Here is a 16,378-nt window from a genome sequence, read left to right as displayed (position 1 = left end):
CAAATTTGAGGATATACGCTGTTTTTTTATCATGGGGATTTGGTAGGTCGGGTAGGTCGGATAATCGGCGTAAACGTAGAACATGGATAATGACCACTTAAAGGCGCACTATCTCCCTCCATACTAAACGGCTGACCCTCTTTTTGAACCATAAAACCTTATGGTACATTAGAACGATTTCCTGGTTCCGTTATAAACGTCTTTTGTCCACACATCTGGGAACCATTGTAAACAGTAGCAGTATAGGTTTCTCCATTGAGAAACAGATTTTGATGCGCATACACGTTAGCCTGATAATGTCCGCCATCGAGACTCAAGCCGTTTCCCAAGGTGTAAGTCCGTTCTCCTAAGCCTCGGCCAATAATGACAAGCTTCACATTGTGGCCGGACGTGAGCAGATTACCATCTGAGTCATAACATTCAAATTTAATCGGAGTCGTAGACCCTCTTTCCATTGAGTAATTTCGATTGCTAAATGGAGGACTAAAACAATTGTTTTTAACTTGCTCTACTCCTAATTGGAAGTCCAGTACGCCTTTAACGCCCTGTAAATCGTTCTGTGCGTTCAAATCCATTGATGCGACAAAAGCAACAGTTGTAGATGAACACTTACTTAGGCAAATGACTTTGTCAAGCGACTGAGGAGCTTGAACCAGTTGCTGGAAAGTGCCTGTGTAAATAGGTGTCGAACTACCTTCTGGATAATATATGTCGATCCTCATGTGATTCAAGAAATCCTGATATACTTGAGAACCACTGAGTACAGCATTCCCGTTTCGATCTCTCAATGAGAACTTATCCACAGGAGTATATACCTCTGTGATTTTCGACGCTGCGCCCGAATTTAGAATTTTCCAGGTTCGTTTAACATGGTCTCCCGGCGCCCATCCTCCTGGAATTTCACCGGATGGTGTATAGCTCGTTTTAACATCATAAGGATTTCGTCCAGGTATAGTGTGGTCATAAAACATAGTTAAATTTACTGGCTGGCTACAACAATTTGCAACTAAAGAACGAGATTGAAAAGCCGAGATGGTGTCAGACTCAGGAAGCGATTGAATGTCAATCGTTTCAGCCTGGAATTCCTCAAATTGGTTGCCCGTATTGGTCGCCGATGCAGTCAATAACGCGTATGTTCCCCCACCAATGAGCAGGCCGTTACCAAGAAAGATGATCGCGATTATAGTTATGAGGCGTTTTTTCAAGTCGAATCACCTCCAAGCGTGTCCCGAGGAGTGCGTTACTACCTTTGGCTTAATTATATCCCCAACCGCATTTTGGAATGTAGTTGGGGCTTGAAGGGGTTGTTATGGATTGTTTCTCAACTGTTCAGCATAGAATGAGAAATCGAATACGAATGTCTGATTCTGAATGTCGTTATTCGCAGTCGGGTCAAGGGTAACCTTAAACGTAATGTTCATTGGTCCACCATTCTTATTCATACGCAGGGCCGGACTAATGTCTGTCCACCCTGAGTCACTGCCATTTAGAAGGCCACTCAATGGTCCATCGTACAAAATCTTATCGACGGATGGCACCTGAACAAGCACATTTAACTTGTCCGTGAATTGATCATAAACTCTTCCTGAAGTTAAGCCTCGAGGATTTACGGTTGCCTTAAGTTTCGTGACTTTCGCGTCTAGAGCATTTGGGCCATTGTTAAACAAATTCATCGCCCTCGTCATAGAGTCACCAGGTGCCAGTCCACCGAAAGACTCTCCCCCTGGTGGTTGATAACCAATATTTTTATCTGTGTCGTAAGGGAATGAACCAGTGGGATCAGATGTATTGGTGTAGAACATAGGTCCTGGAATGGTATCACCTTGATCCCTATTCTGAGTCAGGTTAATTGTTCCTGCTGTAAAATTGTTATTAGTATTCGTAGCTGAACTACGGAATAAGGCGTACGTAGAACCGCCAACAAGTAAGCTAACCGCTATTACACCGGTAGGAATTAACATTAGCAGTTTTTTATTCATGATATTCCTCCTACATGAAGAGTTCTCTCCCGAGGGATTACGAACAACCTCTGTTAATCAAGAATAGGGTGGTAGTACTACCACCCTATTCTTGGTCTATTGCCAGTTTACCAGCTTACTGGGCCATCGCCAGCACTATTAGTATTATTGCGAGCTTGAACAGCATCAACGACCACATTAAACGAACCAATAGCTGCTTGATAGGTATCATCAGCTTCTAGGGGGAAGAGGTAATCTATATCCAAGTCCACAGATTCACCTGGTGCTAATAGCTTCGGTGTTTGGGCTGGCGTTAGAACTATTGGTTTAGCTCCTTCGAATAGAGCGCCATCCTCACTTGCAATAGTTGAATCTTGGTCAATCATTACCCACTCATCCAAGGTACCTTCATTTTTTACGGTCATTTTCAAAGTCTTGCCATCTCCAGGCGCGAGGTTTGCGAAATTAACTTCTTGAGCGACAACTTTTCCGACAGTTTTGTCCGTAACGACAACGGTACCAGCTGTGAACGTGTTATCCGCATTAGTCGCTGTGCTGGTAAACAATGCGAAGGATCCTGCTGCCATGATTGCGGCACCTGCTGTAGTGGTGACGACTGCCATTGCTAATTTTTTCTTGAGACTCATTTCAATATTCCTCCCTAATAATTTTATTCTCCTCAGATAAGGGTATTTATTTGAAACCTCCCATGCTGTTAGCGAATGGACTTTCTCCTCCTCTTCGCTAATGAGAAGTATTTCAAAACCAAGGTTTGTATTTCTTACGCTTTTCTGGCACTCTCAGATGATACGTCTGGTGGTAGATCAACTGAATCATTCTTTTTATCTTTCTCATACTTCATTATCTCGCGGAATAAACCGAACATTGTACATAGTATCAAAAGCGCGCCAGGTGCCATGATAAACAAGATAATCCCTATCTTTGATTTCATCAAATTAAGGTAATAACCAACAAATGGAATTGTAATATTCGCATATTGAGCTACTATATTTGCCGCTGGAACAAGGCCACTGTCTTGTGCGTCATTTGCATCACCTTTTGTTTGAAATGCTAAAGCGCCGTCTTGGGTTTTAATTTGGATGATTCTGTGGGTGATTAGCATATTAGGATTATCAGCTGCTTTAAATGTGATTACATCGCCAGCTTTTAAGCTTTTAACATCTACACCTGGCTTGTCGAATATCACAGAGCCTGTATGGATTCCGGGTTCCATGGATCCTGAAAGCACCTCATACATCTGTAAACCGAAAACTTCTGGCACACCTTTAACTCTGGAAGTGACTGCGGTATATACCGTAAGTATCAACACCACTCCCAAAATCACGCTGACAATGTTGCTACCCCACTTTAGAGCACGTTTCATTTTTTATAAGTCATCCCTTTCTTGTTACTGGAGATTTTGTATGGTTAATAGAACTTACCAATTCTCAGGACCTCTTTAATTGGTAAGAGTCACTTGCCCTTTACAATCGTTGTTAATCGAATGGGAACAATTACGATTAAACTGTTAAGAAACTCTTGCCGCCCCTTCCTTTAACTTGACCTAATAATATCCCCTCTGCTCTGTTCAGAAATCACCATTAAGCATACTTTTTTTGCCTATTACTTGATAAGTATGGCTCCATCTAACGAGGAACTGACTAGTCTACTTTTGTACCATAATGATTGTTCTTAAGAATAGGCTTTCGCAATAACACAGGTTGGACAAGACCTTATTGACAAAATGGATTACATTTTCTGATCAACAAAACTCCCCATTTAAAAACAGCACCCAGCACACCAAATAAGGCGTGCGGGGTGCTAGGTTTGTTTCCTTTCGAAGACAAAAAAACTCCCCGGCGAAAGAACGCAGAAGAGGTAGAAGAAAAATTTCAATAAATTAAAGTGTAAATCAGTTAATCAGTGTATCACTATACACAACAGCACCCGATCGCCCCATTAAACTGGGGCTCCTGCGGGATAACAATCCGTCGGCCGGACCCAACCTCCAAGAGCTTGGCAACTGCGCGGTTGTGTGCAACACCCCCAGTAAAGACTAGTACCTCCCCGGCAAAAGAACGCAGCAGGGGCAAAATTCGCTTGACAATCGTAGCGTTAACCCCAGCTCCGAGTTCTGCCAGCGGAAACCCTTCCACAATCTTACCGATAAGCTCACTTTCACCAAACACTGCACAGGTAGAATTCAACTCCACCGGATTATCTGTATATTGTCCAAGCTCCTCAAGAGTCACATCGAGAACACTTGCCATATTTTCTAAATAACGGCCAGAAGAAGCCGCACACTTATCATTCGTCAGAAAATCGATCATTTTGCCTTTCCGGACCTGGATTATTTTACTATCTTGTCCCCCAAGATCGATCAAGGTGAAATCCGTTAGACCCGTCTGATAAATCGCACCTAAAACATGCGCCTTCAACTCTGGAATCGCCTCACCTCCAGCAAGCTCCAGAGTATTCCGTCCATAACCGGTGGAAACCAAACGATCCACTACAGGCAGTCCCAAGGCCTCAAAGTTCACGACTAGTTTATCCCCCTGCTTTCGCCCATACTCCCGGTAAAAACGAATCGTATCCAAGCTCTCCAACCGAAGGATCTCTAAACGTGCCCCTTCCTCTGGCCGCTCCATGAGGGCAATCTTCACACTCCGGCTTCCTAAATCAATTCCACAAACAATTTGCTCAGACATGCCCTACCTCCTTTCTACATGTTCCAAATCTTCTCTAGACTTATAGTGGGTACTATTCTAATCGATCCCCTTCGTCTTCCCCGCCCAGAGGGTCGTGAGAAACGGCGTGAAACCTTTGCATGAGTCGTAGCCGAACTTGGCTTTAAACCCTCTTTCATAAAGCAGGGCGGACAAGGTCCCCTCCCACCATCAAGGCACCTTGCCAATCCACACTGCAGGAGTATGCGTAATAAGTTGCAGTGTGGCGATAAGCTCGTCCGCTTATCGTCTTGGCAGCGGTCCCTTCTCGCCATCCATGACCAGCGCTAATCTCGAACGTCCTGTTCGAGCCTTGGCTCCGGTGACACTCGACCATCCTGCAAGAAGGCTAATTCGTGCGAAGACAGTGTCTTCGGGCCAGCGGATGTCGCTTTGGCCGAAACACATCCTAGTGTTCGCCCTAATCTATGAGCATACTCAAAAAAGACTCTATCCTCATTTTACTCCGCGCATCCAATCCTGTTGGATTCTCCCCTTCCAAGGTTAGAACCGGGTAATCTAATTTCTTTCTTATGATCAGATCCTCAATCTGACGATAGCAGAAACTTTGCGTATAGTGTATGATTCCATCTAGTTGACGGCGTTCCGCCTCGCGAGAAATATCCTCGATCCTTTGAAATACTTTATAGGGATACGTATATAAGCGGTACTGCTCGACTACATCATCTGTCTCAAAAGGCATCGCAAATTGCCTCTGCACTTCATTGAAAACAACACGAGCTCCGTGTTTTTCTAAAAAATCGTATAATTCAGGGAAAATAGGTGGAACCCCGATAAAACCGAGGCGGATTTCCCGCCCTTTCCCTCCAGATCTTGAACGGAACTCTCCTGACAAAGACTCCCGCGTACGCGCCTTTTGAATGAATTCCTCCATCTCTTGGGCAAAGCCCTCTGGGTCGCCATTAAAATCTGAACACGAAACAAGATAAAGATGGTTCTCAAACCCACTAACCCGATTTTCCTCCCAAGTTAGTCGGTCAATTTCCCAGGCCAAAGCTCGAACCTGATCAAGGCGCTTCTTCTGCAGCTTCACACCTTCCCAGGTTGTCCCTAAAGCTTTAATTAGCTTGTCCATCTGGAGACGGAGCATATCCGGGTCCTGATCATACGGAAAAGCAAAGGGAATAATTTCGATTCCCTCCACTTCCCATGTCTCCATCAGAGCATGGGTATTACTACAATCTCCTTGTGTCACAGCAACAATGCGCTTAATGTCCGGATTATGCAAAGCCGTTGAATACAACCCCTTAATCCAACCACACACATTCCTCGGAAAGCCAGCCAACTCCGCCTCTTCCACTCGACGCATAGCCTCCGAGCCTGTAATAAAAATATTGTTCAAATCAACAGGTGTCTCACCCGCTGCAAAAATCACTTCAACCGGCACCGTCGTTGTTAACCCGATTTTACCCATAATCGCTGTCTACTCCTTGCTAAAACCTGTTAATAGGACTTTCTTCTTATATTTTAATGGGTCGAGCCCAAAATGTTAAGTAGGTGTCACCAGAGAGTCATGTCCTTTAAACGAACACAGATCGCTAGTAAGTGAATGATCACCCTTTGGAATGTTAGCAGATGCTATGACGCAATGCCCATATAATGGTATAATAGTTTAATGACATAAATCAGAGAAAACCATAGAAGAATAAATACCTTAGAATTATTGTTGGTTTGTCTAAGGAATCTCACTTGATTATAAGGAGGGATTACTATATGCCATTACATCAAGAAAACAAGAAGTATACCTTCGCCGATTATTTAACCTGGCCTGAAAATGAACGGTGGGAAATTATTAATGGAGTACCTCATATGCAATCTGCACCTACCTGGCAACATCAGGCTATATCGAGGGAGCTATTAACCCAATTCAACAATTACCTAAAAGATAAGTCCTGTCAGGTGTTTGCCGCACCATTTGACTTAAGGCTTCCTGAAACAAACGAAAACGATGAAGAAACCACTTTTGTTGTGTAGCCTGATCTTATAATTGTTTGTGATAAAGAAGGTCTAAAAGGTACGGGCTACTTTGGGACTCCCACTCTCGTGATCGAGATAACCTCCCCTGCAACGGCAAGAAACGATAAGGTTTGGAAATTTAACAAATATGAAGAAGTTGGTGTTCAAGAATACTGGATCGTAGAACCAGACGGCAAATTTATCAGTGTATATACCCTACAGCCCAACAATAGATATGGCAGACCAGAATCTTATACTGAAACAGACCAGATCAAGGTGGCTGTCTTCCCAGACTTCACAGTAGACTTGAAACCGATATTTGAGACAATTTAATTTTAATTCTACCTATTAATTTCATACATAGAGAACACCTCCTAAAGGCCCTCAGAGACAAGCTCTCTGCAGGGCCTTTCCAACGTTTCTACGTAAGTTATTCTCAAAAACGAGTATTTCGCGACCCTTGCCTAACTCCAAAATGCTTCCTCAGCGTGCGTTTTCTTCCCTTCCCGATACTTCAATACAGTCAGGGTCCTACTCATCTCATTATGCACAATCATATACCCTTCATCCACGCCCATACCGGGCTTCGCCAGCATTTGATCCGGACGAGTAGCCAGAGATACATGAACTGCAGTCCGTCCACCGGCATCCGTTTCATTACAAGATCCACCGACATAAGCACCTACACCATATTTTTTGGCATAGATGACTGCTTCTATGGTGTTTTGAATTCCCCCTAGATCCGGGGTCTTGATTTGAACCATATCAGCGGCTTGAGCATCTACAAATTTGACAATATCTTCATACGTATTGCACCACTCATCGGCTACGATTTCAACCTTAATATCCTTAGCCTTCAAGGCCTCGCGCAAAGACTTAAGTTGTTCAATTTGACCCTCGACACTTCCAGCATCCATCGGTCCTTCAATTCGCAAGTGCAACGGTGCAGCGGCCTTTTCCAGCTTCGCAAAGTAGTCGACCATCCGCTCCGTACTATCTTCAAAGGCAATCCCAATTGTGCCATAAACATCAATATGCAAGACAGGGCGATAGCCATCTCCACCCAACGTCAGAATTCGGTTTTTCAGCCACTCCACATAGTCCAAGAGTAGTTCCCCATTTTTCCCCAGCTTTGTGTCCACATTATTAATCAAAGCATGCGGTAACACCCCAGCACGTTTAATAATCGCCTTATCTGCATTATCATAGCGATCATCCCCGGTTTGGGTAAAAATTGGGACAGGCTCCAGAACCAGTGGCAGTTTATATTCCTCAAGAATAACTTCTGTCATCGTCTTCTTCTTAGCTTTAGCCACACCATCAAGAATAGCCTGACTCACCCCATAGCGAATGGCTGTATGATAGCGATCCCCATTGGGCCGGATTAAACTTTCTGCAAGACCCACCAAACGCCGAAAGGAATCAAGTTCCTGTCCTACCAGCTTAGGCGCAATCTCTTCCATAATAATAGGAATAAAATCTTTAGCCAAAAAAAGCGGATCCCGACCACCAGCCCCAGAATATTGCACGGCTGCACAATCTCCCGAAGCCACTTGCCCATCTTTCAAAATGAGAATTACAGAAATCGACTCCCCACGTTGACGAACCGCCTTAAACCCCGGTGTCTTCGGCTCCCCATTATAAGTAAAGCCATCATGGGCAGCCCCCGCTTTAATCGCCTTTTGATCGTCAAAGTAAAATCCAGTAAGCCCCGGCGAAGCAATAACATCAACAATTTTCATTATGTACCCTCCCTAGATGTTTTTCCCAACCCCAACCCAGTCTAATACCCCCAAGGGGATTAGCATCCCAGACAGCCCCACCCTAGGGAACCTGACCCCATCGACCCAGGATAGACGTTGCTTGAGACCAAGAGAACGACTTAAGTGAGCAGCCCGCCAAACTTCACGAAAGCGACCCGTAAAACAGGGCTGAGCACAAGGATGTGCGAAGCCGCCAGTGAGCCAAGGATGGCTCATCTGGCGGGCACCCTGTTTGGAGGGAAGCTTGAGCGTTAGTTTGGCCTGCGAGCGCCAGTTCGTGAACGAGTCTCAAGCAACGTCATCCCCAAAACGACCCCCGAACCGAGACCGAAGCTGCTAACCCCTTGGCCGCCCAACGAGCATCCCTTTCCCAATCGCATAAATATCATCAATTACCATCTGGAAGGAAGGATCTCGCCCTTCATCCTTCCCACGCTGCGCAATACGTTCTCGGTGAAACTCCTTAATCCTCTCATCAAACGGGATATTACCAAAATCCAACAACCTGACCGCGCCTGTGGTATCGCGGGCGGGGAGGATCTTACCAGTATTATAACGGCTCGGCGCGAAGGGAACATCGATGACACCCGCTTGGAAGGCTCTAACGACACCAACTGCAGTATCCCCTTCGCCCAGGTCGAGAACTCGATCGAGGATCGCTCTGGTTTCCGCCAAGATCATTTCCTCTTCCAAGGCAAGTTCTGGTGTCATAGGTAAACTTTGGTCTTTTAACATGCTTAAAATCTGTTTCGTAGTGCGAATACCGGCCGCATTGGCCTCCTTGGTTGGAATACCGAGGGCTTCATGCGGCGTTTTCACGATAACCTTTGTGGCCTTACCCAAAGCCGCAGTCACCGCTCCCCAGGAGATAACTCCGAAGGCCTTTGCTTCATCTTGGGGGAAACCACCCATCCATTGATGAAAGACCGTAGTAATCATCACTTTTGGCAAACCGAGTTTTGCCAAATACTCTTCCGCCAGTGCGGGCAAGGTATGCAGCGCAGCGACGTCTTGAATGAGATTACCGCATTGTCCATAACCGAGCGTTAAACTGCGAACACCCTGAGCGACCGCAAGAATTGCTTCAATAACCGCCACGGCATGCGAGATAGCTGGTGGAACGAGCGTCCCAGTCAAAGGGCCGAACGGTTCGCGGTTGATTTTGACCCCTTGCTCCTCGTACAGACCGATCAAACGGTCCACATACTGCCAGTATTTAATCGTACTTTCAATGGAAACGTCTTTGGAATACGGAATGTTATATGAGATTCCGCCTCCTTCATAATCCGTAAATCCACCGGCAATCGTAATTTCTGCCAGCAATCGAGCATCTGGGGTCCCATGACGAACTTGAACCGGCACTTGTACACTTTCGACTACTCTCCGACAAGCCTCAACTCCATGGTTGACAGCTGGAAACCCATTAAGCATAGATCGCCCAAGGGCTCGACTTTCTTCAATCCCAGCTTGAGCTTCGGTATAACGGTTTTGACGAGTATAAGAATCGATTGTGGACGGTAGGAAATCCGCTCCGCCTTCATCTTGCAGGAAACGCAACAGCTCAATATGCTCATTAAGAAGGGCAACGCCGGCGCGCGGTTGAGCAAAGGTGAGGCCGTTTGCCTTTCCTTCAGCGAGTTTTTCGGCAAATATTTTACTCTTTGGTAAGGATTTATGATAGGCGACCGCTTCTTCAATGTTTACAGCTTTGCCTGTCTCCCATTGTCCCAAGACTTCCAGCCTCTGGCGCTGAAACTCTTCAGCATCCATTTGTCGGACTGTTAATTCCATGACTAAACCCTCCTATAATTTAACCACATATTTTTTCATCATTCGAAGCGCAACTTGCGGCGCCACCTCTCGTAGGAGACCCATAGCCGCCAAAATGTACTCTTTATCTAAATAATAACTAGCCTGTTGTGGTTTAAGAATCGTAGGTTCCTCTGGATTAAAGACCGCCCCCTGTAAGATTTCCAAGGCATCTGGGTGATGGAGCAGGACTCCTCCCGTACCGATTACCACCGGAAGTGGAGTTAAATCTTTTCCGTGCTGCACATAGGTAGCGCCGAACGGAGTATAAACTACCTCAACCGTTCCCACATGCCGCTCAACTGCTAAACTCACAGCCATTCGGCCCATAGCCCTATCGAACTTGGCCTCCTCCTCCGTTTGAGGGATTCGCCAAGGGTTTTCCTTACATAAGCCTAATTGACAGGCAACTTGCTCATCTGTCCAACTCAGATAGTCAAACAAGCGACGCCCGGACGCTTCCACTAAAGCCTCCGAACTGTAACGCATTCCCAAATCACCCTCGACGGTCCGTTTGGCATAAGGTTCCGGCAAGCCTTTAAGCATAACGCTGGGTTTGCTCGGGTCACCTTTGGCAATGGAATGCACATCTGTCGTGGCTCCTCCGACATCCACAACCATCAGTTCTCCCATTCCTCGTTCGGAACCGTGTCCCTGGGCCAGAAGTTCTGCTGCCGAAAGTACTGCGGCTGGCGTTGGCATCATGATCCGCTCCAGAAACTCCTCGGCTTTATCTAACCCTTTGGACTTGATGATGTGAGTTAGAAATACATCCCTAATTGCTAAACGGGCAGATTCTACTGCCAAAACACCGAGTTCTGGCATCACATTGTCTGCCACAACTACGGGATCGTGGTGTTTTCTTAAGATGTCCGCAGCCTGCGCTGAGACCGCTTTATTTCCTGCAATCACGACAGGCAGGCTAGTAGGAAGCGCGCAAAGCATTTCTGCATTTTTCAGCAGTATTTCTTTATTCCCGCCGTCCGTTCCTCCCGCTATTAAGAGGATATCCGGTTTCGAGGCTGTAATTTTGTCGAGATCCTGTAAGGTCAGTTCATAACTAAAGACTTGCAGCACTCGCGCCCCCGCCCCCAAGGCTGCCCGTCTGGCCGCTTCGGCGGTTAACTCTTTAACTAAACCGCTGGCAATCATCTTCAATCCACCGGCTGCACTGCTGCAGGCGAGTTTTCGAACAAAATTCCAGCCTCTCGCTGGCTCAGGAATCTGAGCCAAGGCCACCTTCAGCCCGTCCATTATGTTCGTCTCAATAGACGTACCCGCTCGGGCCGTCCCAACTATTTCCTCAGTATCCAGATCGACAATCGTGACCTTAGTGTATGTACTACCAAAATCGATGAGAAGGACTGCTTGCAAGGTCCATTCCCCCTTTAATCTTTCGTAATACCCAAATCCTTACGCAAATCTGCAATCGCTGTCTCTGGCATAGTTCCAGGTGGATAAACTCGATCAAAACCCATGGCTAAGAACCGTTCTTTGACGGACTCAAAGTCGCATTTCCCACAAACCAGGTTACCTCCAACATACATAAGAATGTTGCCAATTCCTGTTTCCTGACATTTCTCCCGCAGACCCCGGCAATCCATCTCTCCATGTCCATACAAGGATGAAACCAAGATCACGTCAGCATTCGTTTCAATAGCCGCATGGATGAATTCCTCCTGAGTTGCCAGCACCCCAATATTAATGACTTTAAAACCCGCTTGGGTCAAGGCATAATCCAATATCCGATTTCCCACGGCATGAACATCTGATCCAATAACCCCTAAAACCAAGGTTTTTTGTTCCACATTCATTCCTCCATAATCGAGGTTCGAAGTCCGAAGTCCGAGGCACGAGGTCCGAGGTCTGAGGTCCGATCGTGTAAGTTCCGTACTTCGTACTTCGTATCTCGTGCTTCGTGTTTCTTACCTCGTGCTTCGTGTTTCTTACCTCGTGCTTCGTGTTTCGTGTTTCTCACCTCGAGCCTCGAGTCTCGTCATTCGCTCAGGATTACTTGCTCCACAAGATCAATCGGTACTTGGAGGAGCGTATTTCCGACTTGTCGGAAAAGGCCAGGATCTCCACTTACAAAATATCGGGTCCGCCAATGACTTTTCCCCAAAACTGAACCGGAAGGTGCCAAAACCAATCCTGATTGTTCCCGCTGATCCATTTGCTGCAGCAATACTTTAAGCTCTTGGACTACAGCCAAAGCCGGATCGACAATCAGCACATCCTCCCCTAAGATCTCCCGAATGACTGGTTCAAGGAAGGGATAATGTGTGCACCCTAAAATAAGGGCATCTACGCCAGCCGCCTGGAGTGGCGTCAGATAAGTTCGTGCAATCCCTCGAGCCTCTGCTGAATTGGCTAACCCAGCCTCAATCAAAGGTACAAAGAGCGGACAACCCTGAGCTTTGACCAGAGCAATGGCCTGCTCTCCGTGCTGCCAAGCCTCGCGAAGTACAGGGTTTTCAGGTACACTCCCTTTAGCCAAGGCTCGACTCACCCCGGACGAATAGGCTTTACTACGCACAGTAGTTTCCGTTGCTATCAACCCAATCCTGCCGGCAATTGTTTTTTCAACTGCTAAGCGGGCCCCTGGTTCGACCATACCGATCATTGGGACATCAAATCGATCCCTTAGAATGGGAAGCGCGGTTGCCGAACTGGTATTACAGGCTACAACAATCACCTCTGCCCCTTGTCCAATCAGAAACGTGACACTCTCTTCTCCGAAAAGAATAAGCTCCTCCCGAGAGCGGTTCCCATAAGGAACCCGAGCTGTATCTCCAAAATAGACAACTCGGACATCCAACAGTTGCTCCAAAATCTCTTTCATTACGGTAAGTCCCCCGACCCCAGAGTCAAATATACCAATCACGCGTTGTTTTTTCAAATCTTCTCCTCCTTTAATTCAAGCAACGTTCCTCGCAGGAGATTAAGGCTCCCTGCATCCGGTTCAAAGCGAAATTCAATACACTCCATATTTTCCGGAAGTACTTTTTCAACCCTCCGTCGAAGCTTTGGAGCTAGAATCACTGCTCCACATTCCAACAAAACCTTCCGTAAATTATCCTCATTCGGTTGGACCAGCGTTTTAAACGTTGGGCGCAAACCGGCTTGCTTCAAAGCAAGTTTAACTATTTCAGCAAATTGATAGCTTTCGCAAACTAAAGCCAACTCCCGGCCCATCGTCAATTTGGCAATCCGAACAATTGTCTCCAGTTTAGGCTGAAGTGAAATCCCCAGAATGGGAATGCCAACTTTATCTAAGAGAACCTTGACTTCAGCCAGGTTATTTTCTCCTGTGACGGCCATGTCCATTCCTGCCAAACGTTCCTTGACCCGAGGAGATCCCTGAAGTTCGGAAAGCAAAAACGGCAGGAGACTCACACCTGGACCGAGATTCCAATGGGCCTCTGAGAGCTGCTCAGGGTTATCCACGATAAAGACCACTTTCCTGCGAGAAAGGAGCGCTTTTTTTTCCATCCCTCGCACATGTACGAAGGATACAAAATCATCGATCGTAAAGCCAAGTCCGACCGCCTCTTCCATGGCCACATCAACGATGCGTAAAACCTTCTCCTTGCGACTTTCCTGCTGCATAATCAGCAACGTATCCTCAACGTAGGTGCCTCTCCCCCGTACTGAACTTAGGATTCCTTCACTTTCCAGTTCCTTATAAGCTTGACTCACCGTATTTCGGCTGAGAGACAAGCTTTCAGACAGCTCTCGTTCTGTCGGAAGTTTTGTTCCTGCTGTCCAGACCCCCTGGGTTATTCGACGCCGAATCTGTTCTTTAAGCTGAATGTAATAAGGTACACCACTTTTCCGATCCAGATCCATTAAATCCCCTCTTCCCTATCCCTATTCAATTTCAGCTTTGGATTGACTTATATTGGTATGGTTAATTAGTCCAATTAATAGTTTATAGTTTCGCCATTCTCCCAAATTTCCCTTCTTTATCTTAGTATTTATAAAAAAAAATATTATATTAATAATTCCTATTTTATTTAAAAGACTTAGACCGTAATTAAGATAAAGAAACTTGGCAGGCGCCCCACACACACACACACACACACGAAGACACTGTCTTCGCACGTATAACCCTTCTTACAGACACTGTCTTCGCACGTATTAACCCTTCTTGCAGACACTGTCTTCGCACGTATTAACCCTTCTTGCAGACACTGTCTTCGCACGTATAACCCTTCTTGCAGAAACTGTCTTCGCACGTATTAGCCTTCTTGTTAGCCTTGACGGAGGCGGCTGCCCTAGTTGCGCTTATGCACTGCCAAGGATGACAAAGCGCAATGATGGCGAGAAGGAACCCTCCAGAAAGTATGAAACAAAAGGTTATACTTTGTGACTAGTACAAAAAAGAAGCAGAGAATTTGTCATATCAAATCCTCTACTTCTTTCTGGATAAGTCTTCTGTACATCAATCTAACCATGGTAGTGTTCAAACTTCATATGAAGCACCCAATACCAGCTGTTTAATAGTTCAACATTTGTTGAAGCTGTTGTTCCAAATTCTGTGAGACGCCACTATTGTTACCCACAACAGCTGATTTGGCAATATACCCCTTATTAAATAATAAGAAATAATTCAAACTTGAAGGAATATCATTCTTCGGCAGCATTGCCACAAACCCTCCTGTTTTGGCAGCTAAAGCGGCCGTTACTAAGGCATCTGCATAGGGTTTTCCTGAGCTTACATCATCTTGGCGAACTAGTCCCGAGGTAAAATAAAGTGGGGACTGAGGATTTTCGGTATTAAGAAGGTTTTGAAAGATAATACTTTGTGTATCATAACGGTCAAAACCACCCCAACGTTTGACTGAATACTTTGCGCTTAATTGTTGTTCCACCGAAGTACCAATAACCGCCGTCCCGCCTAGTAAGATGACGTTACTGGCATTCAGATTTGCCAAAGCCTGTATCGTAGACGCTGGTAATGTATCTCTATCGGTCAGCAAAATCGAGTTTCCTTGCTCAGCAGCAAAGGCACTTATCGCTATAGCATCCGGAATTGCATGCCCATTGGCCAGATATACCGTATGGGTGGAATCAGTACCCACATTCGAGGAAATCTGAGCAGCTGTATCATATCCTTGTTGACCAGCAATCCGAGTAACATTAAACCCCTTCAAGCTATCTTGGACACTCTGCGATATAGCTACTGTTCCGCCAACGATATAGATGTTCTGGGCACCCAGCTCGCGAATCTCTGCTAACGTCCGCTCATCTAAGCTGGAAGAAGCCGTCATAAGAATCGGAGCATTGAGTTTCTTAGAGAGCGGAGCCGCTGCTAGAGCATCGGAAAACTGATCATCGCGTGCTAAAATTACATTTGTTGCGCTCTGCCAACCTTGCTTGGCGACCTCAACCGCAAGCCCCACATTATCAGAAGCTTGTGAACCAATCCGACTATCCGCTACAAAAGCTGGACTAACGGGTATTGTCCCAATGATCTTTCCACCAAAGACAAGGTTGACATTACCTGATTTTGTCGGAGTCATGTTCAGTATAAAGGTTCCATCATTTAAGGTCGTATAATTCTGGGTTCCTCCATCAACTTCCGTTCCATCAACAGTCACTGACCTTTGTTTCAAAAGATTCCCCTCAGAATCCGTAAGCTTGACTGTTATAGAGTTGTCTGCGTTTATAATGAGCGGATCCGTTACCGTTGTAACAGCATCGAGGACCTTGATGGTCGCAGTTACTGAACCTTTGTTTGGATCAACAGCACTAATCTTAAGCGTGTAGTCTCCCGGTGTATATAGGGTAACATTAGAAACATTGTAAAAGCCACCACCACCCGATGCGGTATACTGGGTCACTTTACCCTCAGAATCTGTAATGGTCGCATTCACCGATCCCGTGAAAACCTTACTTACCGGAATCCGAGTTAATTTCACATTGATGGTCTTTGCTTCCCCAATAATCAGTGTAGAGTCTTCGTCAGACACGAACGTAAGCCCTCTCAAGGTAATGTAAGTGTCACTAGTAGTGGAATCAGTAGCAGCAACTGCCAACCCCGGCATCATGCTAATCAGCAAAGAAACCATCATCAGAATACTTAAAACTGTCCGTATCTGTTGCTTCTTCCCCATGTTCTATTTCTCCTTTCTAACTTGCA

16 protein-coding genes and 1 pseudogene are annotated in these 16,378 nt (G+C 45.9%); 1 reads left to right on the top strand and 16 read right to left on the bottom strand.

Going from position 1 to position 16,378, the window contains the following annotated elements; all coding sequences use genetic code 11:
- Nucleotides 1-158 precede the first annotated feature (158 nt).
- From DSBG_RS08220 to DSBG_RS08195, 7 genes are all read right to left on the bottom strand, one after another.
- Nucleotides 159-1,205 carry a M73 family metallopeptidase gene (locus tag DSBG_RS08220; RefSeq protein ID WP_068963671.1) on the bottom strand — a complete coding sequence of 349 codons (1,047 nt, stop codon included), beginning with the start codon at nt 1,203-1,205 and terminating at the stop codon, nt 159-161.
- A 102-nt stretch (nt 1,206-1,307) separates the two neighbouring features.
- Nucleotides 1,308-1,979: a TasA family protein gene (locus DSBG_RS08215; RefSeq protein WP_068963670.1), complete on the bottom strand. Its 672-nt coding sequence runs from the start codon at nt 1,977-1,979 to the stop codon at nt 1,308-1,310.
- A gap of 107 nt (nt 1,980-2,086) precedes the next feature.
- A complete protein-coding gene (locus DSBG_RS08210; protein ID WP_068963669.1) occupies nt 2,087-2,605 on the bottom strand; it encodes a TasA family protein in 519 nt (172 codons plus the stop codon).
- Nucleotides 2,606-2,739: 134 nt separating this feature from the next.
- Nucleotides 2,740-3,342, bottom strand: coding sequence for a signal peptidase I (locus DSBG_RS08205; RefSeq protein ID WP_068963668.1), 603 nt, complete (start codon nt 3,340-3,342; stop codon nt 2,740-2,742).
- Nucleotides 3,343-3,889: 547 nt separating this feature from the next.
- Nucleotides 3,890-4,666, bottom strand: coding sequence for an acyl-CoA dehydratase activase (locus tag DSBG_RS08200; protein WP_068963667.1), 777 nt, complete (start codon nt 4,664-4,666; stop codon nt 3,890-3,892).
- Between the two features lie 154 nt (nt 4,667-4,820).
- On the bottom strand, nt 4,821-5,021 hold the full coding sequence (locus DSBG_RS22390; RefSeq protein ID WP_141694262.1) for a hypothetical protein: 201 nt from the start codon (nt 5,019-5,021) through the stop codon (nt 4,821-4,823).
- A gap of 84 nt (nt 5,022-5,105) precedes the next feature.
- Entirely contained in the window at nt 5,106-6,119 is a 1,014-nt protein-coding gene (locus DSBG_RS08195) for a 2-hydroxyacyl-CoA dehydratase family protein (RefSeq protein ID WP_068963666.1), read from the bottom strand.
- A 299-nt stretch (nt 6,120-6,418) separates the two neighbouring features.
- Here DSBG_RS08195 and DSBG_RS08190 point away from each other — a divergent pair.
- Nucleotides 6,419-6,994: pseudogene (locus tag DSBG_RS08190) on the top strand (Uma2 family endonuclease).
- Between the two features lie 131 nt (nt 6,995-7,125).
- Here the strand turns inward: DSBG_RS08190 and DSBG_RS08185 are convergent.
- The 9 genes from DSBG_RS08185 to DSBG_RS08145 all read right to left on the bottom strand — a co-directional run bounded on the left by DSBG_RS08185 (nt 7,126) and on the right by DSBG_RS08145 (nt 16,352).
- Nucleotides 7,126-8,403: a methylaspartate ammonia-lyase gene (locus tag DSBG_RS08185; protein WP_068963665.1), complete on the bottom strand. Its 1,278-nt coding sequence runs from the start codon at nt 8,401-8,403 to the stop codon at nt 7,126-7,128.
- A gap of 12 nt (nt 8,404-8,415) precedes the next feature.
- Nucleotides 8,416-8,640, bottom strand: a complete 225-nt coding sequence (locus tag DSBG_RS08180; RefSeq protein ID WP_068963664.1) for a hypothetical protein — start codon at nt 8,638-8,640, stop codon at nt 8,416-8,418.
- Nucleotides 8,641-8,760: 120 nt separating this feature from the next.
- Entirely contained in the window at nt 8,761-10,215 is a 1,455-nt protein-coding gene (locus tag DSBG_RS08175) for a methylaspartate mutase subunit E (RefSeq protein ID WP_068963663.1), read from the bottom strand.
- A gap of 12 nt (nt 10,216-10,227) precedes the next feature.
- The gene (glmL, locus tag DSBG_RS08170; RefSeq protein WP_068963662.1) at nt 10,228-11,607 is read right to left on the bottom strand and encodes a methylaspartate mutase accessory protein GlmL; all 1,380 of its coding nucleotides are present in this window, start codon (nt 11,605-11,607) and stop codon (nt 10,228-10,230) included.
- 14 nt (nt 11,608-11,621) lie between these two features.
- A complete protein-coding gene (gene glmS / locus DSBG_RS08165) occupies nt 11,622-12,041 on the bottom strand; it encodes a methylaspartate mutase subunit S (protein WP_068963661.1) in 420 nt (139 codons plus the stop codon).
- Between the two features lie 2 nt (nt 12,042-12,043).
- A complete protein-coding gene (locus DSBG_RS23010) occupies nt 12,044-12,211 on the bottom strand; it encodes a hypothetical protein (RefSeq protein ID WP_176716225.1) in 168 nt (55 codons plus the stop codon).
- A gap of 18 nt (nt 12,212-12,229) precedes the next feature.
- A complete protein-coding gene (gene murI / locus DSBG_RS08160; RefSeq protein ID WP_083236777.1) occupies nt 12,230-13,132 on the bottom strand; it encodes a glutamate racemase in 903 nt (300 codons plus the stop codon).
- Nucleotides 13,129-14,082 carry a GntR family transcriptional regulator gene (locus DSBG_RS08155; protein WP_068963660.1) on the bottom strand — a complete coding sequence of 318 codons (954 nt, stop codon included), beginning with the start codon at nt 14,080-14,082 and terminating at the stop codon, nt 13,129-13,131. Before DSBG_RS08155 ends, murI begins: the two co-directional genes overlap by 4 nt.
- Before the next feature lie 650 nt (nt 14,083-14,732).
- Nucleotides 14,733-16,352: a cell wall-binding repeat-containing protein gene (locus DSBG_RS08145; RefSeq protein WP_068963658.1), complete on the bottom strand. Its 1,620-nt coding sequence runs from the start codon at nt 16,350-16,352 to the stop codon at nt 14,733-14,735.
- Between the last annotated feature and the right edge of the window lie 26 nt (nt 16,353-16,378).

Origin of the sequence: Desulfosporosinus cupriresistens, assembly GCF_001707885.1 — a bacterium.
Lineage (GTDB): Bacteria > Bacillota > Desulfitobacteriia > Desulfitobacteriales > Desulfitobacteriaceae > Desulfosporosinus.
The sequence above is the reverse complement of the archived record's forward strand: the minus strand, read 5'-3'. Positions and strand labels throughout refer to the sequence as shown.